The organism is Streptomyces sp. NPDC026377, from assembly GCF_055567715.1.
Genome location: NZ_JBVHPV010000002.1, coordinates 438393 through 461698, shown reverse-complemented (window position 1 = coordinate 461698; position 23306 = coordinate 438393). Strand labels below are relative to the sequence as shown.

19 protein-coding genes are annotated in these 23306 nt (G+C 70.8%); 13 read left to right on the top strand and 6 right to left on the bottom strand.

Going from position 1 to position 23306, the window contains the following annotated elements; all coding sequences use genetic code 11:
* Positions 1–189 precede the first annotated feature (189 nt).
* The 5 genes from ACZ4MU_RS06175 (at position 190) to ACZ4MU_RS06155 (ending at position 5826) form a co-directional block, all read left to right on the top strand.
* Positions 190–1815 carry a peptide ABC transporter substrate-binding protein gene (locus tag ACZ4MU_RS06175; RefSeq protein WP_467871572.1) on the top strand — a complete coding sequence of 542 codons (1626 nt, stop codon included), beginning with the start codon at positions 190–192 and terminating at the stop codon, positions 1813–1815.
* Positions 1816–1887: 72 nt separating this feature from the next.
* Entirely contained in the window at positions 1888–2811 is a 924-nt protein-coding gene (locus ACZ4MU_RS06170) for an ABC transporter permease (protein WP_467871570.1), read from the top strand.
* 88 nt (positions 2812–2899) lie between these two features.
* Positions 2900–3820, top strand: coding sequence for an ABC transporter permease (locus ACZ4MU_RS06165; protein ID WP_467872253.1), 921 nt, complete (start codon positions 2900–2902; stop codon positions 3818–3820).
* Between the two features lie 13 nt (positions 3821–3833).
* Complete coding sequence (locus tag ACZ4MU_RS06160) at positions 3834–4808, top strand: ABC transporter ATP-binding protein (protein ID WP_467871567.1); 975 nt, start codon at positions 3834–3836, stop codon at positions 4806–4808.
* Positions 4801–5826 carry an ABC transporter ATP-binding protein gene (locus ACZ4MU_RS06155; RefSeq protein ID WP_467871565.1) on the top strand — a complete coding sequence of 342 codons (1026 nt, stop codon included), beginning with the start codon at positions 4801–4803 and terminating at the stop codon, positions 5824–5826. The genes ACZ4MU_RS06160 and ACZ4MU_RS06155 overlap by 8 nt, the downstream gene beginning before the upstream one ends.
* Before the next feature lie 388 nt (positions 5827–6214).
* Here ACZ4MU_RS06155 and ACZ4MU_RS06150 read toward each other — a convergent pair whose 3' ends face one another.
* From ACZ4MU_RS06150 to ACZ4MU_RS06130, 5 genes are all read right to left on the bottom strand, one after another.
* Complete coding sequence (locus tag ACZ4MU_RS06150) at positions 6215–7357, bottom strand: ABC transporter ATP-binding protein (RefSeq protein ID WP_467871562.1); 1143 nt, start codon at positions 7355–7357, stop codon at positions 6215–6217.
* A 26-nt stretch (positions 7358–7383) separates the two neighbouring features.
* Positions 7384–8451: an ABC transporter ATP-binding protein gene (locus ACZ4MU_RS06145; RefSeq protein WP_467871560.1), complete on the bottom strand. Its 1068-nt coding sequence runs from the start codon at positions 8449–8451 to the stop codon at positions 7384–7386.
* A gap of 74 nt (positions 8452–8525) precedes the next feature.
* On the bottom strand, positions 8526–9503 hold the full coding sequence (locus ACZ4MU_RS06140) for an ABC transporter permease (RefSeq protein WP_467871557.1): 978 nt from the start codon (positions 9501–9503) through the stop codon (positions 8526–8528).
* Between the two features lie 64 nt (positions 9504–9567).
* Positions 9568–11349, bottom strand: a complete 1782-nt coding sequence (locus ACZ4MU_RS06135; protein WP_467871554.1) for an ABC transporter substrate-binding protein — start codon at positions 11347–11349, stop codon at positions 9568–9570.
* Positions 11350–11378: 29 nt separating this feature from the next.
* The gene (locus ACZ4MU_RS06130; RefSeq protein ID WP_467871551.1) at positions 11379–12407 is read right to left on the bottom strand and encodes an ABC transporter permease; all 1029 of its coding nucleotides are present in this window, start codon (positions 12405–12407) and stop codon (positions 11379–11381) included.
* Between the two features lie 443 nt (positions 12408–12850).
* Between ACZ4MU_RS06130 and ACZ4MU_RS06125 the strand changes: the two genes are divergently transcribed.
* Complete coding sequence (locus ACZ4MU_RS06125) at positions 12851–13909, top strand: hypothetical protein (protein WP_467871549.1); 1059 nt, start codon at positions 12851–12853, stop codon at positions 13907–13909.
* A 28-nt stretch (positions 13910–13937) separates the two neighbouring features.
* Here ACZ4MU_RS06125 and ACZ4MU_RS06120 read toward each other — a convergent pair whose 3' ends face one another.
* On the bottom strand, positions 13938–16067 hold the full coding sequence (locus ACZ4MU_RS06120; protein ID WP_467871547.1) for a prolyl oligopeptidase family serine peptidase: 2130 nt from the start codon (positions 16065–16067) through the stop codon (positions 13938–13940).
* 202 nt (positions 16068–16269) lie between these two features.
* Here ACZ4MU_RS06120 and ACZ4MU_RS06115 point away from each other — a divergent pair, with 202 nt between their 5' ends.
* From ACZ4MU_RS06115 to ACZ4MU_RS06085, 7 genes are all read left to right on the top strand, one after another.
* The gene (locus ACZ4MU_RS06115) at positions 16270–16464 is read left to right on the top strand and encodes an SH2 domain-containing protein (protein WP_101389912.1); all 195 of its coding nucleotides are present in this window, start codon (positions 16270–16272) and stop codon (positions 16462–16464) included.
* 75 nt (positions 16465–16539) lie between these two features.
* Positions 16540–17427: an N-acetyl-1-D-myo-inositol-2-amino-2-deoxy-alpha-D-glucopyranoside deacetylase gene (gene mshB / locus ACZ4MU_RS06110; protein ID WP_467871544.1), complete on the top strand. Its 888-nt coding sequence runs from the start codon at positions 16540–16542 to the stop codon at positions 17425–17427.
* Positions 17427–17849, top strand: coding sequence for a DUF6113 family protein (locus tag ACZ4MU_RS06105; protein ID WP_467871541.1), 423 nt, complete (start codon positions 17427–17429; stop codon positions 17847–17849). The genes mshB and ACZ4MU_RS06105 overlap by 1 nt, the downstream gene beginning before the upstream one ends.
* Positions 17850–18014: 165 nt before the next feature.
* Positions 18015–20177: a peptidoglycan binding domain-containing protein gene (locus ACZ4MU_RS06100; RefSeq protein WP_467871539.1), complete on the top strand. Its 2163-nt coding sequence runs from the start codon at positions 18015–18017 to the stop codon at positions 20175–20177.
* 137 nt (positions 20178–20314) lie between these two features.
* Complete coding sequence (locus ACZ4MU_RS06095; RefSeq protein WP_467871536.1) at positions 20315–21241, top strand: ABC transporter ATP-binding protein; 927 nt, start codon at positions 20315–20317, stop codon at positions 21239–21241.
* Entirely contained in the window at positions 21235–21993 is a 759-nt protein-coding gene (locus tag ACZ4MU_RS06090) for an ABC transporter permease (protein WP_467871534.1), read from the top strand. Before ACZ4MU_RS06095 ends, ACZ4MU_RS06090 begins: the two co-directional genes overlap by 7 nt.
* Positions 21990–23153 (top strand): sensor histidine kinase, encoded by a 1164-nt coding sequence (locus ACZ4MU_RS06085; protein ID WP_467871532.1) that lies wholly within the window; start codon positions 21990–21992, stop codon positions 23151–23153. Before ACZ4MU_RS06090 ends, ACZ4MU_RS06085 begins: the two co-directional genes overlap by 4 nt.
* Positions 23154–23306: the final 153 nt, after the last annotated feature.

Genomic DNA, 23306 nt, shown 5'->3' with positions numbered 1-23306 from the left:
GGCGCCCGCGACCACACGGTTGCGGGCGCCCCTTCGGCGTATGCCCGCGCCGGTCCCCCGCGCCCTCCTGCGGCGCGCGCCCCGTACGGAGCACGCCCACGCCCATGTGGGTGCGGCAGAGGTGCGTCCCTTCCCCTCCTGGGGTGATATTTGGGCCTAAGTCAGACTTGGGACTCTAGGAGGACTCCAATGCGCGGAGCCACGCACGCCAAGTGGGCCGCCTGTGCGGTGGTCGTCGCTCTCGCGGCGACGGCCTGCGGTGGCGGGGACAGCGGTGGCGGGGGCGCCTCCGGCATCGTGAGTTCGTCCTGGGGCGATCCGCAGAACCCGCTGGAGCCCGCCAACACCAACGAGGTGCAGGGCGGCAAGGTCCTCGACATGCTCTTCCGGGGCCTCAAGCGGTACGACCCGAAGACCGGCGAGGCCAAGGACATGCTGGCCGAGAAGATCGAGACCACCGACTCGACCACCTTCGCCATCACGGTCAAGGACGGCTGGACGTTCTCCAACGGCGAGAAGGTGACCGCGAAGTCCTTCGTGGACGCCTGGAACTACGGCGCCAACCTCAAGAACAACCAGAAGAACGCCTACTTCTTCGGGTACATCGAGGGCTACGACAAGACCCACCCCGACAAGGGAGACCCCAGCGCCGAGAGCCTGTCCGGGCTGAAGGTCACCGGCGAGCGCACCTTCACCGTCAAGCTCAACCAGAAGTTCTCCACCTGGCCCGACACCCTCGGCTACGCCGCCTTCGCCCCGCTGCCCAGGGCCTTCTTCGACAACCACGCGGCATGGCTGTCCAAGCCGGTCGGCAACGGCCCGTACACGGTGAACTCGTACACCAAGGGCTCGAAGCTGGAGATGCGCAAGTGGGACGGCTACCCGGGGCCGGACAAGGCGCAGAACGGCGGCGTCGACCTCAAGGTCTACACCGACAACAACACCGCCTACACCGACCTGACCGCCGGCAACCTCGACCTCGTCGACGACGTGCCCGCCTCCCAGCTCAAGAACGTCAAGGCGGACCTCGGGGACCGGTACATCAACACCCCGGCCGGCATCATCCAGACGCTCGCCTTCCCGTACTACGACGACGCCTGGAACACCCCGGGCGCGGCGAAGGTCCGCAAGGGCCTGTCGATGGCGATCAACCGCGCGCAGATCACCGACACGATCTTCCAGAAGACCCGCACCCCGGCCACCGACTGGACCTCGCCCGTGCTCGGCGCGGACGGCGGCTACAAGGCGGGCCTGTGCGGGGACGCCTGCACGTACGACCCGGCCGCCGCGAAGAAGCTCATCGAGGAGGGCGGCGGGATCCCCGGCGGCCAGGTGAAGATCTCGTACAACGCGGACACCGGCTCGCACAAGGAGTGGATCGACGCCATCTGCAACAGCGTCAACAACGCGCTGGGCAACGACCGGGCGTGCGTGGGCAACCCGGTCGGCACCTTCGCCGACTTCCGCAACCAGATCACCCAGAGCAAGATGTCGGGACCGTTCCGGGCGGGCTGGCAGATGGACTACCCGCTGATCCAGAACTTCCTCCAGCCGCTGTACTACACCAACGCCTCCTCCAACGACGGCAAGTGGACCAACGCCGAGTTCGACAAGCTGGTGAACGAGGCCAACGCCGAGACGGACAAGGCCAAGGCCATCGACCTCTTCCAGAAGGCCGAGGGCGTGCTCCGCGACCAGATGGGCGCCATCCCGCTCTGGTACCAGAACGGCAGCGCCGGCTACTCCTCCCGGCTCTCCAACGTCGCTCTGAACCCCTTCAGCGTCCCCGTCTACAACGAGATCAAGGTCAGCTGACGCCGACGGCGGTACGGCCCGGCGCGTGCCCCGCGCCGGGCCCGGCCCCTTCCCCGACTCTCGGAGCGGTTCATGGGACGGTATGTGATCCGGCGTCTGCTGCAGATGATCCCGGTCTTCTTCGGCGCCACGCTGCTGATCTTCCTCATGGTCAACGTGATGGGCGACCCCATCGCGGGGCTCTGCGGCGACAAGGCGTGCGACCCGTCGACCGCGGCCCGCCTCAAGGCGGAGTTCGGCCTCGACAAGCCGGTCTGGCAGCAATACGCGACGTACATGGGGAACGTGTTCACCGGTGACTTCGGGACCGCGTTCAACGGCCAGAAGGTCACCGAGCTGATGTCGACCGCCTTCCCCGTCACCATCCGGCTCACGATCATCGCCATCCTCTTCGAGATCGTCATCGGCATCACCCTCGGCGTGGTCACCGGTCTGCGGCGCGGCCGGCCGGTCGACACCGCCGTGCTGATCCTGACCCTGGTGGTCATCGCGATCCCGACCTTCGTCACCGGTCTGGTGCTTCAGCTGCTGCTCGGCGTCGAGTGGGGATGGATCAAGCCGTCGGTCTCCCCGGAGGCCCCCTTCGACGAGCTGCTGCTGCCGGGCCTGGTCCTCGCCTCGGTCTCGCTCGCGTACGTCACCCGGCTCACCCGGACCTCGATCGCGGAGAACTCCCGCGCCGACTACGTCCGTACCGCCGTCGCCAAGGGCCTGCCCCGGCGCCGGGTGATCACCCGGCATCTGCTGCGCAACTCCCTGATCCCGGTGGTCACCTTCATCGGTACGGACGTGGGCGCCCTGATGGGCGGGGCGATCGTGACCGAGCGGATCTTCAACATCCACGGCGTCGGCTACCAGCTCTACCAGGGCATCCTGCGTCAGAGCACCCAGACCGTCGTCGGGTTCGTGACCGTTCTGGTGCTGGTGTTCCTGGTGGCGAATCTCGTCGTCGACCTCCTCTACGCCGTACTCGACCCGAGGATCCGCTATGCCTGAGCCCGACTTCGACGAACGCAGCGTCGCCGCGACCGGTGCGGGCGGCGTCGACGAGCAGGCCATCGCGCCCACCGGCACCAGCGGCGCGATGGACCTCGCGATCAGCGAAGGCGCGTCCCTGGAGGGGGCCCCCGGCGGCCCCGAGGGCACCGGCCCGGCCGGAAAGCCGCGCAGTCTGTGGGGCGACGCCTGGCGGGACCTGCGGCGCAACCCCGTCTTCCTCGTCTCCGGCCTGATCATCCTCTTCCTGGTCGTCATCTCGCTGTGGCCGTCCCTGATCGCCTCCGGCAACCCCCTCACATGCGATCTGTCCAAGGCCCAGCTGGGCTCCCGGCCCGGCCACCCCTTCGGCTACGACGGCCAGGGCTGCGACGTCTACACCCGCACCGTCTACGGCGCCCGCACCTCGGTCACCGTCGGCGTCTGCACCACCCTGGGGGTCGCGCTCTTCGGCTCGGTCCTGGGCGGGCTCGCCGGGTTCTTCGGCGGCGGCTGGGACGCGCTGCTCTCCCGGATCACCGACATCTTCTTCGGCATCCCCGTGGTGCTCGGCGGTCTGGTCTTCCTCTCCGTGGTCACCTCCACGACCGTCTGGCCGGTGATCGGCTTCATGATCCTGCTGGGCTGGCCGCAGATCGCCCGGATCGCGCGCGGTTCGGTGATCACCGCCAAGCAGAACGACTACGTCCAGGCGGCCCGCGCGCTCGGCGCCTCCAACACGCGGATGCTGCTACGGCACATCGCGCCCAACGCGGTGGCCCCGGTGATCGTCGTGGCGACCATCGCCCTCGGTACGTACATCTCCCTGGAGGCCACGCTCTCCTACCTCGGCGTCGGGCTGAAGCCGCCGTCCGTCTCCTGGGGCATCGACATCTCGGCCGCCTCCCAGTACATCCGCAACGCCCCGCACATGCTGCTGTGGCCGGCCGGGGCGCTGGCGGTCACGGTGCTGGCGTTCATCATGCTCGGCGACGCGGTGCGCGACGCCCTCGACCCCAAGCTGCGCTGAGGAGTTGGACGCCATGCTGCTCGAAGTGCGCGACCTCCAGGTCGAGTTCAGGACGCGCGACGGCGTCGCCAGGGCCGTCAACGGGGTGACCTACTCGGTGGAGGCCGGTGAGACGCTGGCCGTGCTCGGCGAGTCCGGCTCGGGCAAGTCGGTGACCGCGCAGGCGGTGATGGGCATCCTGGACATGCCGCCGGGCCGGATCACCGGGGGCGAGATCGTCTTCCAGGGCAGGGACCTGCTCACCCTCAAGGAGGACCAGCGGCGCGGGATCCGGGGCTCCGGGATGGCGATGATCTTCCAGGACGCGCTGTCCTCGCTCAATCCGGTGCTGAGCGTGGGAGCGCAGCTCGCCGAGATGTTCACCGTGCACCGGGGGATGTCCCGGGCGGACGCCAGGGCCAAGGCCGTGGAGCTGATGGACCGGGTGCGCATCCCGGCGGCCAAGGAGCGGGTCAACCAGTATCCGCACCAGTTCTCCGGCGGTATGCGCCAGCGCATCATGATCGCGATGGCGATGGCGCTGGAGCCCGCGCTGATCATCGCGGACGAGCCGACCACCGCACTCGACGTGACCGTCCAGGCCCAGGTGATGGACCTGCTCGCGGAGCTCCGGCGCGAGATGAACATGGGGCTGATCCTGATCACCCATGACCTCGGGGTGGTCGCGGACGTCGCGGACCGGATCGCGGTGATGTACGCGGGCCGGATCGTCGAGGAGGCCCCCGTCCACGAGATCTACCGGGCGCCCGCGCACCCGTACACCAAGGGCCTGCTCCGGTCGATCCCGCGCCTGGACCAGAAGGGGCGGGAGCTGTACGCCATCAAGGGCCTGCCGCCGAACCTGATGCACATCCCGCCCGGCTGCGCCTTCCATCCGCGCTGCCCGATGGCGCGGGACGTGTGCCGCACCGACGTCCCCCCGCTGGCGGTCGTCTCCGAGAACCGCAGGAGCGCGTGCCACTTCTGGAAGGAGTGCCTGGATGACTGAGGCGATTCTGGAAGTGCGCGACCTGGTCAAGCACTACCCGCTCACCCGGGGCATCCTCTTCAAGAAGCAGATCGGCGCGGTCAGGGCCGTGGACGGGGTCTCCTTCGACCTCGCGGCGGGCGAGACGCTGGGCATCGTGGGGGAGTCGGGGTGCGGCAAGTCGACGGTCGCCAGGATGCTGGTGAACCTGGAGCGGCCGACGGCGGGGCAGATCAAGTACAAGGGCGAGGACATCACGGCGATGTCCGGGCGCGCGCTGCGGGCGGTGCGCCGCAACATCCAGATGGTGTTCCAGGACCCGTACACGTCACTGAATCCCCGGATGACGGTCGGTGACATCATCGGGGAGCCGTACGAGATCCACCCCGAGGTGGCTCCCAAGGGCGACCGGCGCCGCAAGGTGCAGGACCTGCTGGACGTGGTGGGGCTCAACCCGGAGTACATCAACCGCTACCCGCACCAGTTCAGCGGCGGCCAGCGCCAGCGCATCGGGATCGCGCGGGGGCTCGCGCTGCGGCCCGAGGTGATCGTGGCGGACGAGCCGGTATCCGCGCTCGACGTGTCGGTGCAGGCGCAGGTGGTGAATCTGCTGGAGCGCCTGCAGAACGAGTTCTCGCTGTCGTACGTGTTCATCGCGCACGACCTGTCGATCGTGCGGCACATCTCCGACCGGGTCGGGGTGATGTACCTCGGCCGGATCGTGGAGACCGGGCGGGACGAGGAGATCTACGACCATCCGACGCATCCGTACACGCAGGCGCTGCTGTCGGCGGTGCCGGTGCCGGACCCGTCCGCGCGGGAGCGGCGTGAGCGGATCATCCTCTCCGGGGATGTGCCGAGCCCGGCGAACGTGCCCTCCGGGTGCCGGTTCCGTACGCGGTGCTGGAAGGCGCAGGAGCGGTGTGCGCTGGAGGTGCCTCTGCTGGCGGTACCGGCGGCGTTCCGGCTGGCGCCGGGCCCGGCTCAGCATCCGTCGGCGTGCCACTTCGCGGAGGAGCGGAGGGTGGTGCCGGAGTAGCCGCTTTAACCCGCGGGCCGGTGCTGGCTTGCCTGCGGCCCGGTTTTCGTCTGCGGCGCGGTGGTGTGCTGGTCGCGCAGTTCCCCGCGCCCCTTGTGGGCCCGGTTTTTGTCTGCGGCGGGGTGGTGGGTTGCTCGCGCAGTTCCCCGCGCCCCTGATGTGCTCGGCTGCGCCTTCGCCTCTCGCCTGCGTCTGTGGCGCTGTGGGGCCCCGCGTCCCTCAGGGGGCCCGGTGAACGCGAAGGCGCAGCCGAGCCTTTCAGGGGCGCGGGGAACTGCGCGACCAGCCGTCCACGGTCCGCAGACGACCTGGGTATTGAGGGGCGCGGGGAACTGCGCGGGCAACCCACCACCGGGCCGCAGACGATCCGCGGAGGCACCCGCTCGGGTCAACGGGCCGTGTCCGTCGCCTCCTCGATCGCGGCGAGCGCGGGATCGAGCACCACATCCTCCCCCCGCGCCGCGACCGTCGGTTCCTCGGGGAAGTGGCACGCGGTCAGATGCCCCTCCCGGTTGCCCTCAAGACGCACCAGCGGCGGCGTCTGCGTCGCGCACCGCTCGGCCGCCTTCCAGCACCGCGTACGGAACCGGCACCCCGACGGCGGATCGATCGGCGACGGCACGTCACCGGCCAGCCGGATCCGCTCGCGCCCCTCGCCCTCGTCGTCCACCACCGCCTCCGGCACGGCGGACAGCAGCGCGTGCGTATAGGGGTGGCGGGGGCCGCTGTAGATGGAGTCCCGGTCACCGATCTCCACGATCCGGCCGAGGTACATCACCGCCACCCGCTGCGAGAAGTGCCGCACGATCGCCAGGTCGTGGGCGACGAACAGGAAGGCGATCCCCATCTCCCGCTGGAGGTCCTGGAGCAGATTGACGACCTGCGCCTGGATGGAGACGTCGAGCGCGGAGACCGGCTCGTCCGCCACGATCAGCCGCGGCCGCAGGCCCAGCGCCCGGGCCACCCCGATGCGCTGGCGCTGGCCGCCGGAGAACTCGTGCGGGAAGCGGTTGTAGTGCTCGGGGTTGAGCCCGACGATCTCCAGCAGTTCGCGCACCCGCTTCTCCCGGCCGCCCGGCGGACTGACGCCGTTGACCGCCATCGGGTTGGAGATGATGTCGCCCACGGTCTGGCGCGGGTTGAGCGAGGCGAACGGGTCCTGGAAGATCATCTGGATCTCGGACCGGATCGGCGCCAGCTCCCTGCGCGAGGCGTGGCTGATGTCGCGCCCGTCGTACGTGATGGTGCCCCGGGTCGGTTCGAGGAGGCGGGTGATCAGCCGCCCGGTGGTCGACTTGCCGCACCCGGACTCGCCCACCAGGCCCAGGCTCTCGCCCTGCCCGATACCGAAGTCGACGCCGTCCACCGCCCGTACGTCCCCGACGTGGCGTTTGAGGACGAGACCGCTGGTGATCGGGAAGTACTTGACGAGCCCGGCCACCTCCAGGAGCGGCGCGGACGGCTCCGGGCCCGGCCCGCCTCCCTCGTCGCGCGGCCCCGGCACCTTGGTGAGGCTCAGCTGTTCGCTCATGATGTGTTCTCGACTCCTGCTCGGGGTCAGCGCAGCCGCGGCCGGATCTGCTCGGCGAAGATGGTGGTTTTCTGGTCGGACGTCAGATGGCAGGCCGCCCCGTGCGGCTCGTCCTCCTCGATCACCGGGCGGACCGACCCGCACACCCCGCCCGGCACCCGGTCGGGGAAGGCGCACCGCGGATGGAAGGGGCACCCCGGCGGCGGTGAGAGCAGACTCGGCGGGGTGCCCGGGATCGGCACCAGCGGCAGGTCGACGGGCGAGTCGAGCCGGGGGATCGAGCCGAGCAGCCCCCAGGTGTAGGGGTGGCGCGGGGTGCGCATGATCTCCCGTACCGTGCCGCGCTCCACACAGCGCCCCGCGTACATCACCATCACCCGGTCCGCGGTCTTCGCCACCACGCCCAGGTCGTGCGTGATGATGACGATCGCCGACCCGGTCTCCTGCTGGAGGTCCTTGAGCAGGTCGAGGATCTGCGCCTGGACGGTCACGTCGAGGGCGGTGGTCGGCTCGTCCGCGATGATCAGCTCGGGGTCGCAGACCAGCGCCATCGCGATCATCGCGCGCTGGCGCATTCCCCCCGAGAACTGGTGCGGATAGTCGTCGACCCGCACCCTGGGCTGCGGGATGCCGACCTTGCCGAGCATCTGCACGGCCCGCTCCCTGGCCTCCTTGCGGGAGGCGCCCATGTGCTTCATGTACGGTTCGGCGATCTGGCGGCCCACCGTGTAGTACGGCGAGAGCGCGGCGAGCGAGTCCTGGAAGATCATCGCCATCTTCTTGCCGCGCAGCTGGGCGAGCCGGCGCTCCGAGGCCCCGGTCAGCTCCTGCCCGTCGAGCAGGATCTCGCCCCGGATCGTGGTGTTGCGCGGGTTGTGCAGCCCGAGGACGGCGAGGTTGGTGACCGACTTGCCCGAGCCCGACTCGCCGACGATGCCCAGCGTCGAGCCGCGCTCCAGGTCGAAGGAGAGCCCGTCGACGGCCTTGACGACACCGTCCTCGGTGGCGAAGTGGACGTACAGGTCACGGACCGAGAGGAAGCCGCGGGACGCGCCGGCGGACGGCTTCGCCTCGGGCTGGCTGAGGGTGCTCACGGACGGTTTCTCCTCCGCAGGTGCCGGGGTCCCGAGGTTGCGGGACCGTGAGGGTCGACGTGCTCTCGGGAGGATCAGGAGAGCCGGATCCGCGGGTCGATGAAGGCGTACGCCATGTCGACGACGATGTTGCAGAGGACGATGATCGTGGCGCCGATGAGCATCACCGCCATCTCCAGCGGCAGGTCGCTGCGGAGCACGGCCTGCACCGAGAGCGAGCCCAGGCCGTGGAGGCCGAAGGTGACCTCGGTGATGATCGCGCCGCCGAGCACCGCGCTGAGGTCGACGCCGAAGATGGTGACGACGGTGGCCATCGCGCCGCGCATCGCGTACCGCAGGAAGACGTAGGCCGAGCTCATGCCCTTGGCGCGGGCCGCGCGGATATGGTCCTCCGACATCTGCTCGACCATCAGCGAACGGGTCTGCCGGCTGTAGTTGGACCAGAAGATCACCGAGAGGATCAGACAGGGCAGCAGCAGCCCCGACACCGAGTCCGCCGGGTCGCTGGTCCAGTGCGGGTCGTGGCCGCGGTCGAGCAGGTGCGTCTTGGTGGAGAGCACCAGGATGGCGATGGGGCCGATGAAGTAGATCTGCACGGACTGGCCGAGCAGCGAGACCGCGCTGGCGACCCGGTCGAAGAGCCGGCCCTGCTGCCAGGCGGAGACCAGGCCGAGCCCGACGCCGACGGTCAGGAAGATCGCGGCGCCGCCGACGCCGAGGGAGAGCGTCGTGGGATAGCGGTCGGAGATGGTGCTCCACACCAGCTGCTGGTCGGCGAAGGAGTAGCCGAAGCAGGGCGCGGGGCAGTTGCCGACGGGCATGTCGCGCCCGGCGAAGATGCCGACCATGAAGTGCCAGTACTGCACCCAGATCGGATGGTCGAGCCCGAGGTTCTTGCGGATCAGGGCGACGTTCTGTGCGTCGCAGTTCTTGCCGCAGGACAGCAGCGCGGGGTCGGAGGGCAGGAAGAAGAAGAGGAAGTAGGTGATGGCGCTGATCAGCAGCAGGATGACCGCGGCGCCGAGCAGTCGTCGCACGAGGAAACGGAGCATCGGACTCTTCCGTCTGTATGCGGTCCCCGGCCCGTGAGGCGGGCCGGGGACCGGGCCGCCACTGCTACTGCTTCACGAAGATGGTGCTGGGGTTGATGGTGCCGAAGACCTGGTTGTAGGTGACGCCGCCGAGGCCGTCGCCGTGCAGGTTGAAGTACTTGTCGTAGATGAACGGGATCTGCGACGTGTCGGTCTGGAGCACGTACTCGGAGAGCTTGCGCCACTCGTCGTTCTGCTTGGTGATGTCGGTGAGCGCCATGATCCGGTCGATCTCGGAGTTCACCTTCGGGTCGTTGAGGAAGGAGTAGTTGTTGGTGCCGTCCTGGAGGTTGCGGCCGTCCAGGGTCGGCGGCACCACGGTGGAGGCGCTCGGCCAGTCGGCGCCCCAGCCGGTGCGGTAGATGTCGTACGGCGTGTCCACCTTGCCGACCACCGTGTAGTACGAGGTCGGGTCGATGGCCTTGCGCTCCACCTGGAAGCCGGCCTTCTCCAGCGCCTTCTGCAGGGTCAGCGAGACGTTCTGCCAGCGCGGGGTGTTGGCGTACGCGTAGGAGAGCTTGACCGGGGTGCTGACCCCGGCCTCCTTCAGGAGCTGCTTGGCCTTCTCCGGGTCGCCCATGGGCTTGTCGAGCTTGCCGAACGGGTCGAACTTCTTCCAGCCCGCCACCGTCGGGCTGATCAGCGTTGTGCCGAGCTCGCCCTGCGCGCCGCCGCCGAAGGCCTGTTGGATCTGCTGCATCGGGAAGGCGTACATGATCGCCTGGCGGACCTTGGGGTTGGTGATCCGCTTGGTGTTGATGTTGATGACCTCGACGTACGGCTGGTACTCGTTGACGATCCGCGACTTGTACTGCGAGTCCGTCGTCAGCGTCTGCATCTTCGAGGGGTCGGCGGAGCCGGACATGTTCACGGCGTACTTGTCGGGCCCGGACTGGGCGGTCATCCGGTTCGTGAGACCCGGCTCGGAGATCCCGAGCTGGAACTCCCACTTGTCGGGGTAGGCGTTGCGGATCGGGTCGCTCTTGGGGTCCCAGTTGGTGTTGCGCACGAAGGAGAGGGACTTGCCGGGCTTGTAGTCGGCGATCCGGTACGGGCCCGAGGCGACCGGGTGGTTGTTGTACTTCTGCTTGTCGTCCTTGGCCTTGGGCACCGGGGAGACGTTGGGCATGGACATCGCGTACGGGGCGTCCGCGTGCGGCTCCTTGAAGTGGAAGACGACGGTCTTGTCGTCCGGGGTCGCCAGGGCCGTGTCGGGCAGCTCCTTGCCCTCGTACGGCCCCTTGTAGGCCTTGCGGTAGTCGGTGCCGAGCATCCACTTCTGCACGTACTGCGGGCCCTGCGTCTGGTAGTCCGCGAAGAGCCGTTCTATGCCGTACTTGATGTCCTTGGACGTGATGGGCGTGCCGTCCTCGAACTTCAGGTTGTCCTTGAGGGTGTACGTCCAGGTCTTGGCGCCGTCCGAGGAGGTGCCGGTGTCGGTGGCGAGGTCGCCCACCAGAATCGTCTTTCCGGTCTTGGCGTCGATCTTGTAGCCGGTCAGCGAGCGGTTGTAGAGCAGCTGGAGCGAGAGCATGTCGCTCACGTACTGCTGGCCGGGGTCGAGGTAGTCGAAGCCCGCCTGGTCCAGGTCGTAGGCCGTGCCTCCCGGCTTGGCGCCCGCGACGGGCACCGCCGGGCCGGTGGAGTCGGCCTTGGTGCCCAGGCCGAAGTTCTGCACCGACGCCTTCTTCTCGTCGCCCGCAGGTTTCTTCTCGTCGTCGGCCCCGCCGCTGCTGCACGCAGCAGACAGTGTCAGAGCACCCACCGCCAGAAACGCGGAGGCGTAGCGCGCCTTGCGAATTCTCATTGATTCCTGCCTGTCAGGATGTGGACGGTTCAGCGGACGGTCTTGGGGTCGAGTGCGTCCCGGACCGAATCCCCGAGCAGGTTGAAGGCGACGACGAAGATCAGCATCGCGATGCCGGGGAAGAACATGAAGGTGACGTCGGACTCGAAGTACGAGGCGCCCGACTGGAAAAGCAGTCCCCAGTCCGGGGTGGGCGGCTGGATGCCGACGCCCAGAAAGGAAAGTCCCGCCTCCGCCGTGACATTGGCCGGGAGGAGGAGTGTGGACTGGACGAGGACCGTCGACCAGATGTTCGGCAAGATCTCTTTTCGAATGATCCGCCAGTTCGACGCGCCGCTGAGCCGGGCCGCCTCGATGAACTCGCGCTCGCGCAGCGAAAGCACCTGGGCGCGCACCAGCCGGCCCACCACCATCCACCCGAGCAGGAACTGCACCAGGATCAGCGCCACGATTCGCACATAGGTGGGCTCCTCGTCGCGCGGCGAGACGAAGAGCGCGACGATCACCGGGGTGAAGGCGATGAAGAACAGCTGCTGGGGGAAGGACAGCATCAGGTCCGAGAACCGGCCCAGGAAGTAGTCGGTCTTGCCGTGCAGATAGCCCTGGACCAGGCCGATCAGCACACCGGTGGCCACCGAGACCACGGTGACGGCCAGCGAGATGAACAGCGAGGTCCGGATCCCGTAGATCAGTAGCGTGAACACGTCGCGGCCCAGGTTCGGCTCGACACCGAACCAGAAGTCCCCGTCGATTCCGCCGTTGGGCTTGAGCGGAATGCCGTAGCTGTTCAGCAGCCCGCGGTCCTGGCCGTAGAGCTGATAAGGATCTTTCCCGTACACCTTCGCGATCAAGGGCGCGGCGAAAGCGAGGAGAAGGAACGCGAGCACCGTGACGGCACAGGCGATCCCCACCCGGTCGCGTTTGAACCGCGCCCATGCGAGGCGGCCGGGAGAACGTCCCATGAGTTCGGTCGCGTTGAGTCCCGTGCCCGTGCCCGGATCCCCGCCGGACGGAAGGGGATCGGTTGGTTCAGTGGCGGCCTGGGTTGAACTCGTCATCGCGCATAGCCCCCGCACCGAGAGAGTCGAACGGCGCCCGAAAGCGTCATTGATTGACCGGAACATTCATGGGCCCGGCCTTGTGCGTCAAGAGGTTTGAGCATGCTGGTGTGTGATCAAGGGAGAACTTGGCACAAGATTGCGCACATTGAGGCGCCTGCGTGCTTGACAGTCCGTCGGAGCGGGCGACATGGCTCCATAAATGCCCATCAATTTCGTTAACAAGCAAGCAACTTGACGGAAGCAACACCGATATACGAACACGCCACGCTGAACACCGTACGGCCGTGCGGGTGCCGTAGGCCGGACGGGGCGGTCAGCCTCCCTGTCCGGCCCCCGCCCAACGCCCGTGCCGCGCGCCCCTCTTGTCCATCCGAGCGCCGTGGGTGGAGGATTCGCCGAGCAGGCGCTCGCCACGCCAACCGGGGGGACGGCACAGGGGCATGACGCAGCCACAGACACTCACGGCCGGGGCCCGGCTGACCGGTGCCGTCCTGTGCGCCCTGCTCGCGCTGATCACCGCCGCGTGGCTGGCCCGCGACGTCCACGCCGCCGGAAGCCTGACGGACCTGTGGTGGTTCTGGGTCGGCGCGCCCCGGCGCGGCCCCCGCTCCCCGCTGACCACCGGCATCCTCGACCCGGTCCTCCTGCTGGTCTACGCGGTGGCGGCGGCCGTCGTCCCGCGCGCACCCTCGGCCGCCGCGGTGCTGTGCTGCGTCGGGGCCGTCACCGCGCTGCTGCGGGTCTCGTCCCTGTGGGTGCTCCACCACGACGACTGGACGGACTCGACGGCCCTGCACGATCTGCACCGGCGGGCCCTGCTCAGCACCTTCGCGGCGCTGGCGGCCGGGCCGGCGCTGGTGATCACGGCCGCCGCCGGACGCCGGCCCGGTCCGCCGGGGCCGCGCGGGAGGCCGGGCCCGGGCGCCGCGGTCACCGCGCTGCTGGTGCTCGGCGCGGCCGGGCTGGTGATGGCCGCCTGGGAGATCTACTGGGCCGTGGAGCTGTCGGGCGAGCAGTACCGGGCGCGGTTCACCGGGCCGCATCTGCCGCTGCTGTGGATGCCGGGCGGCTGGGTGGCCGTGGTCCTGGCGGCGATCGCGCTGGCGGCCGCGGCCGGGGGCCCGGCGCGGGCCCCGCACGTACGGCCGCTGGGGCTGATCACCGCCGCGATCCTGGTCGCCGCGGGTGCCGCCGGGGTGGCGCTCGCCACGCGGTTCGACCTGCTCGACCGCTTCGGGGACCTGGACACCGGCCCCCAGCTGCAGATCGTGACGTGGTTCTTCCAGCTCGTCGCCGGTCTTCTGCTGGTGCCCGTACTCGCGCGGCGCGGGCCCGAGGACCCGGCGGGCACGCCTGGGGCGCCGTGGGCCCCGGGACAGCCGCCGTACTCGCCGTACTCGCACCAGGCCCCGCACGACGCCCGCGGCGGCGGCTTCGGCCCGCCGCCCCCGGGCTTCGGGCCGCCTCCGCCGCCCTCCTCGCCGCCGCCGGGCTGGTGAGGGCGCGAGGCGGCGGGGGGCGAGCGGGTCAGATGCCCAACGAGCGCTTCAGGAAGTCCACTTGGAGCAACAGCAGATTCTCCGCCACCTGTTCCTGCGGTGTCATATGGGTCACGCCCGTCAGCGGCAGCACCTCATGGGGGCGGCCCGCCGCCAGCAGGGCCGAGGAGAGCCGGAGGGTGTGCGCGGCCACCACATTGTCGTCCGCCAGACCGTGGATGATCATCAACGGCCGGTGCTGCTCGGCCGGTTGGGACAGACCGGAGTCGGTGACCAGCGAGTTCGCCTCGTAGACCGAGGGGCTGCCCTGCGGGTCGCCCAGATAGCGCTCGGTGTAGTGGGTGTCGTAGAGCCGCCAGTCGGTCACCGGCGCGCCCGCGATCCCCGCGTGGAAGACGTCGGGGCGGCGCAGCACCGCGAGGGCCGAGAGATAGCCGCCGTAGGACCAGCCGCGCATCGCCACCCGCCCGAGGTCGAGCGGGAAGGCGCCCGCCAGGCCGTGCAGCGCCTCGATCTGGTCGTCGAGGGTGAGGGTGAAGTCGTCCCGGATCGCCTTCTCCCAGCCGGGGGAGCGGCCGGGGGCGCCGCGTCCGTCGGCCACGATCACCGCGAAGCCCTGGTCCGCGAACCACTGCGAGGTGAGATGGGCATTGTGCGCGGCGTGGACGCGGGGGCCGTGGGGCCCGCCGTACGGATCCATCAGCACGGGAAGGGGACCGTCCGATTCCGAGTAATCGGTGGGGAGCAGTACGGCGCACGGGATGCGCCGCGCGCCCCCCTCGGTCAGCCGCACCCGGGCCGTGAGCACCGGGGTCTCGGCGTACGAGTCGACCACCGCGACCGTCCTGCCGTCCCGTTCCACCCGGACCGTGGTACCGGGGCTGTCCGGACGGGCCGAAGTGAGGACCGTCACCGGTCCGCCCCGGACCGCCGAGTGCACCCCGACACCTTCCGAAACCCGCTCGATACCCAGCTCATTGACCCGGTACACATGGAGCTCCCCGGTTTCGGGTGCACGGGCGGCCTCCCCGGCCGACGCCGAGACCAGGATGTCGTCGTCCCCGATGTCGAGCACGGCCCGGATCTGCAGCTGGTCCCCGGTCAGCGGACGGTCGCCCACGGCCAGGACGCGCGCCCCGCCCTCGTCCGCGATCCGCACCAGCCGTCCGTCGGGCGCCCAGGCCGGAACACCGGGAAAAAGATCCAGCCACACCGCGTCCTCGTCCGCGTGGACCGTCCGGGTCGTCCCCGAGGCGGTGTCCACGGCCAGGTGCAGCTGGACGCGCTGGTCCCTGGCCTGCACCAGAAGCAGCGGGGCGCCCGCCGCCGACCAGTGCACCCGGGCCAGGTACGGATAGCGCGTCCGGTCCCAGACGATCTCGGTCCGGGTCCCGTCGAGCCCGTACCGGAAGAGCCGCACCTCGGCGTTGGGCGTACCCGCGGCCGGGTAGGCGACCCGCTGCGGCTCGCGGTCGGGGTTGGCCGGGTCGGCGATCCACCAGCGCCGCACCGGGCTCTCGTCGGCCCGCGCCACCAGCAGCGCGTCCGACTCCGGCGACCACCAGAAGCCCCGGGCGCGGTCCATCTCCTCGGCCGCGATGAACTCCGCCAGACCATAGGTGACCTCGGGCGACTCCGGCTCCGCGAGCGCCCGGTCGCCCTCCCCGCCGGCCCCGGTGACCCGCAGGGCACCCCGCGCCGCATAGGCGACGAGCCGGCCGTCGGGCGAGGGCCTCGGGTCGATCACCGGTCCCGGAACGGGCAGTTCACGGGTGGTCCCGGCGCGCAGCTCGGCCGTGAAGAGGCGGCCCGAGAGCGTGAAGGCGGCCAGCTCCACCGCCGCGTCCGTCGCATATCCCACGATGCCCGCCGCGCCCTCGCGGCTGCGCTCGCGCCGCGCCCGCTCCTCGTCCGACAGCTCCTCCGAGGCCCCGCCGAGCAGCGCCCGGGGGTCGGCCGCGAGCCGTTCGCGCGCGCCGTCCTCCAGGTCGAGCACCCAGAGGCTGTTGGCCGGATCCGTACCCCCAGGAGCCCTCAGAAAGACCACCCGGCCGCCGTCCGGGGCCACCGTGAAGGCGCGGGGCGCACCGAGCGTGAAGCGCTGGGTCCTGGCGTACTGACGGGGAAACGAGGTCGCTCCGGGGGAAATTGAGGTCATGGTGCGAACCTAGCGGCACCCGCTCGCACCTGCTCGTACGTGGGGGGTGTGCGCCCCTTGTGCGCCCGTGCACCGATCAATGCGTTCCGCCGGATAGTTATGATCCATAGTGGGGGGTGGGTATGACATCTGCATGCCCCCGGGCACGCTGTTCTGCCCGACCGACTGGCTCTGCCCGACCGACAGATGGAGGTGAACCGCCGTGGCACTCTCGATTTCGGCGGTGGTGCTGCTGGCGATCATCGTCTTCCTGCTGGTCAGGAAGTCCGGACTGAAGGCCGGACACGCGGTGGTCTGCACCTTGCTCGGGTTCTACCTCGCCAGTTCGTCCATGGCGCCCACCATCAACGACCTCAGCAACAACGTCGCGGGCATGATCAGCGACATCAAGTTCTGAGACATCGCCGCCACCCGGCGTGGCCGGGGGACCCGAGGCATGCCGCCGTGCGGCATGCCTCGTAGGCTGTCCCGTATGACGGATCTCCCCGCCCGGCGGCTGCTCCTGGTGCACGCCCACCCCGACGACGAGTCGATCAACAACGGCGCCACCATGGCCCGCTACGCCGCCGAAGGCGCGCTGGTCACACTGGTGACCTGCACCCTCGGCGAGGAGGGCGAGGTCATCCCGGCCGACCTGGCGCATCTGACGGCCGACCGGGAGGACCGTCTCGGCGCCCACCGCGTCGCAGAACTCGCGGCCGCCATGAAGGAGCTGGGGGTCACCGACCACCGCTTCCTCGGCGGCCCCGGCCGCTTCCGCGACTCCGGGATGATGGGTCTGGAGCAGAACCACCGCCCCGGGGCCTTCTGGCACACCGACGTCGACGACGCGGCCCCCCATCTGGTCGAGGTGATCCGCGAGGTCCGCCCCCAGGTCCTGGTGGCCTACGACCCGGACGGCGGCTACGGCCACCCCGACCACATCCAGGCCCACCGGGTGGCCATGCGCGCCGCCGAGCTGGCCGCCGACCCCGCCTACCGCCCCGGGCTCGGCGAGCCGCACGCCATCGCCAAGACCTACTGGAACCGGGTGCCGCGCTCGGCGGCCGAGGCGGGGTTCGCGCGGCTGCGGGAGTCCGGAACCTCCTTCCCCGGCGTCGCCGAGGTGAGCGACGTCCCGGGCGTCGTCGAGGACTCCCGGATCACCGCCGAGATCGACGGCGCCGCCCACGCCGGGGCCAAGGCCGCCGCGATGCGCGCGCACGCCACCCAGATCACCGTGGACGGCCCGTTCTTCGCGCTCTCCAACGACCTGGCCCAGCCGCTCTTCACGGTCGAGTACTACGAGTTGGTGGACGGCGAGTCCGGTGCCCCGGCCGGTGAGCGCGAGCACGATCTGTTCGCCGGGCTGGGTGTGTGATGAGTACTACGTCCCGTACGTCCCCTGCGTCCGTCAACTCCCGTAACGCGGCCGCCCGCCCCGGGCGGATCGCCGCCTTCCTGGGGCTTTTCCTGCTCGGCGCGCTCACCGGTGCCGCGGGCGCGCTGGTCCAAGCCGCCTGGTTCCCCGGCGGGTTGCTGCTCGCGCTGGCCGCCGCCGCCGGACTCTTCTGGACCGGTACGGCCCTGACGGGCAGCCGCGCCGGGGTCGGCTCCGCGGGCGCCGGCTGGCTGGTCGCGGTGCTGTTCCTGACGGCCACGCGCCCCGAGGGCGACTTCGTCTTCGGCGCGGGCCTCGGCTCGTACGTCTTCCTGCTCGGCGGGATGGCCGCGGCTGTGATCTGTGCCACGGTCGGCAACCTCGTGCGGCCGCCCGGAGATTCGGCCCGAACGGGCCAGTGACGTGCACGGCTCCGGCGGCGCAGTACGGGCTGTGGTGCCCCGCTTCCCCGGGCCGTCCGGTGCGTGCCGACGGCGGCCAGTATGGTGGTGCGCGCCGCCGAGCCGTCCGCGCACAGGCACACGAGACAAGAGCGGGTGGCGGAGCCGATCGGGAGAGAACCTGCCTTGAGTCGTGAAACTGACAGTTCGACCTCCGGCCCCCAGGGGCGCGGCGGATCCGCGTACCCGTCGGGTACCCCGCCGTACGGAACGCCGCACTCTCCGGCGCACGACGCCCCGGAAGCCGCCGCCCAGCCGGACGAGCCGAAGACCGAGACCACGCTGACGACGCGTATCCGGATCAACATCCCCGGGTCCCGGCCCATCCCGCCGGTCGTGATGAGAACGCCGGTGAGCGAGGCCGACAAGGCGTCCGCCCGCGGCGAGCGGGAGCGGGCCGCCGCGGAGGCCGAGGAGGCGGCGCCCGCCGCCGCGGCCGAGGAGAAGACCAGCGACTGGTTCGCGCCCCGCAAGGCGGGCTCCGGCGCGACCCCGCCCGCCGGCACCCCGCGCTCGGACCTCCCGTACTTCTCGGACGGCCCGCAGGGCGCGCCCGCCGACGGCTCGGCCACGGGCTCGTCCGCCCGGCCGGGGAGCGGCGGCGACGGCTTCCCGTCCGGCGACGGCAACCCGTTCCCGGGCGGCAGCGACGGCCGCGGCTCCGCCTCCGGGCCGGTCGGTCCCGCCGGGCCCGGCGCCGCCGAGGACCACGGCTTCGTCTCCGGCGGTCCCGACGCCACCGGCGGCTTCCGCCCCGGCCCGGCCTCGGCCAACGGCTCGGGCCGCGCCGCCCTCGGCGGGAACGGCGGCCCCGCGGGACCCACCACCGGCCCCGTCACCGGCACCTCCGCGCTGCCCACCCGCCCGGTCGGCCCCCGCAAGGGCCAGCAGCGGCTCGGCGGCGCGCCCCGTCCCGGCCCCGGCACGCCGAGCCCCGGCACGCCGAGCCCCGGCACGCCGAGCCACGGCACCCCGTTCCCGGGCGCGCCGGGCCCGGGCGGTACACCCAGCCACGGCACCCCGGTCGTGGGCCCGCCCGGCGTGCGTCCCGGCCCGGTGGCGCCGGTGCCGCAGCTGTCCGACGACACGGCGATCCTGACCCCGCAGGCCCCGGCCCCGGCCCCGGCGCCGGGTGCTCCGGGCGTCTCCGCGCCCCCTGCGGCGGGCCATGTCTCGGGCGACACGCTGACCAGCGGGATCCCGGTCGTCTCCGAGGAGAACCGTTCCTCGTTCCCGCCCGGCGCGGGCGCGGGTGACGACCTCGCCCCGAGGACGCCGGACGGGCCGCGCCCGGTCCAGGAGGCGCCCGCCCCGGCCCGTACGAGCGCGCCGCCCGCCAAGAAGAAGGGCCGCTCCAAGCTGGTCCTGCTCGCCGTGGCGGCCGTCGCCGCCGGTGTCGTCGCGTACGGCGCGGGCCTGCTGCTCAACCACTCCGAGGTCCCCAAGGGCACCACGGTCCTCGGCGTGGACATCGGCGGCGGCAGCAAGGAGCAGGCCGTCGCCAAGCTCGACGCCACGCTCGGCAAGCGCGCGGCCCAGCCGCTGCGGCTCACCGTCGACGGCAAGAAGGAGACGCTCGCCCCGGACAAGGCGGGCCTCAGCCTGGACAGCCAGTCGACCGTGCGCAACGCGGCGGGCAGCGACTACAACCCCGTCTCCGTCATCTCCTCGCTCTTCGGCGGCCAGCGGGTCGCCGAACCGGTCATCCCGGTCGACGAGGAGAAGCTGGGCGTCGCGCTCACCGACCTGGCGGGCGCCTCGGGCTCGGCGGTCGAGGGCACGATCAAGTTCGTTCCCGGCAAGGCCGTGGCCGTACCGGGCAGGGCGGGCAAGAGCCTCGACGTCGCCCGCTCGATGATCGCGGTCAAGGACGCCTACCGGGCACAGGTGCAGACGGGCAAGCCCAACGAGGTGCGGCTGCCGGTCACCGGGCGACGGCCGACCGTCACCCAGGCCGAGATCGACCGGGCGATGAACGAGTTCGCCAAGCCCGCGATGTCGGGTCTGATCACCATCAAGGCGGGCGGCAAGAAGATCGACTTCGGTCCGGTCAAGTCGCTCCCGAAGATCCTCTCGATGAAGCCGGTCGAGGGGAAGCTCGTCGAGGTCTACGACAAGAAGGCCATCGACGAGCTCATGGGCAGCGCCTTCAACGGCGTGATGATCATGAAGGGTGACGGTCAGAAGCACCAGCTGACCTCGGACGACGTGGCCCAGGCGATGCAGAGCGCGCTGCGCGGCAAGACTCCGGCCCAGCGGATCGTGACGATCGACCTGAACCCGAGCTGACCCGGGCACCGGCCCTGCGGCCCCCGTACGCCCCGGCGTGCGGGGGCCGTGTCATGCCGTCCGTATGACATCTGTCATCCGACAGTCACGACACCCGGCACTGCCCTCCGACCCGCCCCGCGGGCGACCCTTGGGGCATGACCACCACCACCTCCACCACCACGTCCGTGGTGAGCTTCGAGCGCGTGAGCAAGAGCTACGGGGACGTCCGCGCCGTCGCGGACCTCTCCCTGGAGCTGCACCCCGGCGAGACCGTCGCGCTCCTCGGGCCGAACGGCGCCGGCAAGTCCTCCACGCTCGACCTGCTGCTCGGGCTGCGCAAGCCTGACGCGGGCGCGGTGCGCCTGTTCGGCACCACGCCCGAGGAGGCCATCAAGGACGGCCGGGTCGGCGCGATGCTCCAGAGCGGCGGTCTGATGGAGGAGGTCCGGGTCCGCGAACTGGTGAGCCTCGCCTGCGCGCTGCACCCGCGGCCGCACCCGGTCGATGAGGTCCTGGACCGCGCCGGCGTCGCGCAGATCGCCGACCGGTTGGTCAACAAGCTCTCCGGCGGCCAGGAGCAGCGCGTGCGCTTCGCGCTCGCGACCGCCGGCGCCAACGACCTGATCGTCCTGGACGAGCCGACCACGGGCATGGACGTCACGGCCCGTCAGGCGTTCTGGGCGACCATGCGCGAGCAGGCGCAGCAGGGCCGTACGGTCCTGTTCGCCACCCACTACCTGGAGGAGGCGGACGCGATCGCCGACCGCGTCCTGGTGCTCCACAAGGGCCGTCTCCTCGCCGACGGCACCGCCTCCGAGATCAAGGCGAAGGCCGGTGCCCGCCGGATCGCCTTCGACCTGGAGGGCCCGATCGACGAGGCGGTCCTGCGTGAACTGCCGTTCCTGGCGCACCTGGACATCTCCGGCCGCACGGTCCGCCTCCAGTCGACCGACGCCGACGCCACCGTCCACGCGGTCTACGGGCTCGGCCTGTACCCCCGCAACCTCGAAGTCGCGGGCCTCGGCCTGGAGCAGGCCTTCGTCGCCATCACCGAGGCCGAGGAGGCCAGAACCGCATGCTGAACCGATTCGTCTCCGGGGCGCTCATCAAGCTCGAAATCGCCCGCACCCTGCGGAACAAGAAGTTCATGTTCTTCTCGGTGATCTACCCGTCCGCGCTGTATCTGCTGATCTCCGGCTCGCAGAACACCACGGACACGATCGGTGACACCGACCTGACCTTCCCCGCCTTCTTCATGGTCTCCATGGCCTCGTTCGGCGCGATCACCGCCGTCCTGATGGGCAACAGCGAGAAGATCGCCAAGGAGCGCGAGAAGGGCTGGGTGCGCCAGCTGCGGCTGACCGCGCTGCCCGGCCGCGGCTACGTCCTGGCGAAGATCGCCGGCGCCGCGGTGGTCACCCTGCCGTGCATCCTGGTGGTCTTCCTGGTGGCGGCGACCGTCAAGGACGTACGGTTCGCGGCCTGGCAGTGGCTGGCGCTGACCGGCGCGATCTGGGCGGGCTCGCTCTGCTTCGCGGCGCTCGGCGTGGCCATCGGCTACCTCGCCAGCGGCGACGCGGTCCGCCCGATCACGATGATCATCTACTTCGGCCTCTCCATCCTGGGCGGCCTGTGGATGCCCACCACGACGTTCGCGCCCTGGCTGCGGTCGCTCGCCACCTGGCTGCCCACCCACGCGTACGCTGCGCTCGGACAGGCCATCGAGGCGGGCAACGCCCCGCACACCAAGGACGTGGCCGTCCTCGTCGCCTACTTCCTGCTCTTCGCGGGCGGCGCGGCCTGGCTGTACCGGAAGGACACCCTGAAGGCGTGACGAGCGTGAGGGAAGACCGCGGGCCCCTCCCGGGCCGCCCGCCGCGCAACCGCCGGGAGGCGCTGCGCAAGCTGCTCTGGACCGGCATCTGGCTGGCGTTCCTCGGCGCCCCGGTCACCGACCTCCTCAAGGAGGAGCACACCACGGGGGCCACCGCGCTCGGCTGGCTCGCCCTGGTGGCGTTCGTCGGGGTCTATCTGGCCCTGGTCCTGCGTCACACCGCCCGCCCCCTCGCCCGCACGACGGTCGCCTCGATGCTGGTCTTCCTGACCGGCATCGCGGTGGCCACCTCGCTGACCCTGGACGCGCCCTGGCTGGTGCTCTTCGTGTACGTGTCGGTCGGCTGCGGGGCGGTGCTGCCACTGCCGCTCGCCCGCTGGGCGATCCCGGGCACCACCGCCGTGATGGCCCTGACCGGCCTGACCACCCGGGGCGACTGGGGCGACTTCGTGCCTGGCCTGGCGATCCCGGCCCTGCTCGGCGGCTTCGCCATGACGGGGGTGCGCCATCTCGTCCGTACGACCGTGGAGCTGCGCGAGGCCAGGGCGACCGTGGCACAGCTCGCGGCCAACGAGGAGCGGCTGCGCCTCGCCCGTGACCTGCACGACCTGCTGGGCCACTCGCTCTCCCTGATCACGCTCAAGAGCGAGCTGGCGGGCCGGATGCTCCCGGACCACCCCGACCAGGCGGCCCAGCAGGTCTGCGACATCGAACAGGTCAGCCGCCAGGCCCTGGTGGACGTACGGGAAGCGGTCACGGGCTACCGCAGGGCGACCCTCACCGGGGAACTGGCGGGCGCCCGCACCGCGTTGACGGCGGCGGGGGTCGCCGCGGACCTGCCGGTGACGGCCGACCTGCCGCCCGGCCTGCCCCCGGGCGCGGGGGAGGCGCTGGCCTGGGTGGTCCGGGAGGCCGTCACCAACGTGGTCCGGCACAGCGCCGCCCGCAACTGCGCGATCACCCTCGGGGAGTGCCAGACCCTGGACGGCCGCTTCCTGGAGCTGAAGGTCACCGACGACGGCCGGGGCGCCTGCGCCGTCACGGCGGGCAACGGCCTGACGGGCCTGGCGGAACGGCTCTCGGAGGTGGACGGCACCCTGGAGCCGTCGGCGCACAAGGGCCGCGGCTTCACCCTGACGGCGAGGGTGCCGGTGGGGTGACCGGGGTCGGGTCCGCGCCTGACCGGCCCGGCCTTCGTCCGCGGCCCGGTGGCGGGTTGCTCGCGCGGTTCCCCGCGCCCCTCACATGCTCCCCTGCGGGGCGCCCGGGGGATTGCTGCGGGACTGCCGCGCAGCGGCATCCTCAGGGGCGCG

Bases quoted from the DNA above. Each gene is read 5' to 3' on its own strand.
- ACZ4MU_RS06150 (WP_467871562.1), bottom strand. From the start codon at position 7,357: ATGAGCGAACAGCTGAGCCTCACCAAGGTGCCGGGGCCGCGCGACGAG.
- ACZ4MU_RS06175 (WP_467871572.1), top strand. From the start codon at position 190: ATGCGCGGAGCCACGCACGCCAAGTGGGCCGCCTGTGCGGTGGTCGTC.
- ACZ4MU_RS06170 (WP_467871570.1), top strand. From the start codon at position 1,888: ATGGGACGGTATGTGATCCGGCGTCTGCTGCAGATGATCCCGGTCTTC.
- ACZ4MU_RS06165 (WP_467872253.1), top strand. From the start codon at position 2,900: ATGGACCTCGCGATCAGCGAAGGCGCGTCCCTGGAGGGGGCCCCCGGC.
- ACZ4MU_RS06155 (WP_467871565.1), top strand. From the start codon at position 4,801: ATGACTGAGGCGATTCTGGAAGTGCGCGACCTGGTCAAGCACTACCCG.
- ACZ4MU_RS06135 (WP_467871554.1), bottom strand. From the start codon at position 11,349: ATGAGAATTCGCAAGGCGCGCTACGCCTCCGCGTTTCTGGCGGTGGGT.
- mshB (WP_467871544.1), top strand. From the start codon at position 16,540: ATGACGGATCTCCCCGCCCGGCGGCTGCTCCTGGTGCACGCCCACCCC.
- ACZ4MU_RS06095 (WP_467871536.1), top strand. From the start codon at position 20,315: ATGACCACCACCACCTCCACCACCACGTCCGTGGTGAGCTTCGAGCGC.
- ACZ4MU_RS06140 (WP_467871557.1), bottom strand. From the start codon at position 9,503: ATGCTCCGTTTCCTCGTGCGACGACTGCTCGGCGCCGCGGTCATCCTG.
- ACZ4MU_RS06130 (WP_467871551.1), bottom strand. From the start codon at position 12,407: ATGACGAGTTCAACCCAGGCCGCCACTGAACCAACCGATCCCCTTCCG.
- ACZ4MU_RS06125 (WP_467871549.1), top strand. From the start codon at position 12,851: ATGACGCAGCCACAGACACTCACGGCCGGGGCCCGGCTGACCGGTGCC.
- ACZ4MU_RS06090 (WP_467871534.1), top strand. From the start codon at position 21,235: ATGCTGAACCGATTCGTCTCCGGGGCGCTCATCAAGCTCGAAATCGCC.
- ACZ4MU_RS06105 (WP_467871541.1), top strand. From the start codon at position 17,427: ATGAGTACTACGTCCCGTACGTCCCCTGCGTCCGTCAACTCCCGTAAC.
- ACZ4MU_RS06120 (WP_467871547.1), bottom strand. From the start codon at position 16,067: ATGACCTCAATTTCCCCCGGAGCGACCTCGTTTCCCCGTCAGTACGCC.
- ACZ4MU_RS06160 (WP_467871567.1), top strand. From the start codon at position 3,834: ATGCTGCTCGAAGTGCGCGACCTCCAGGTCGAGTTCAGGACGCGCGAC.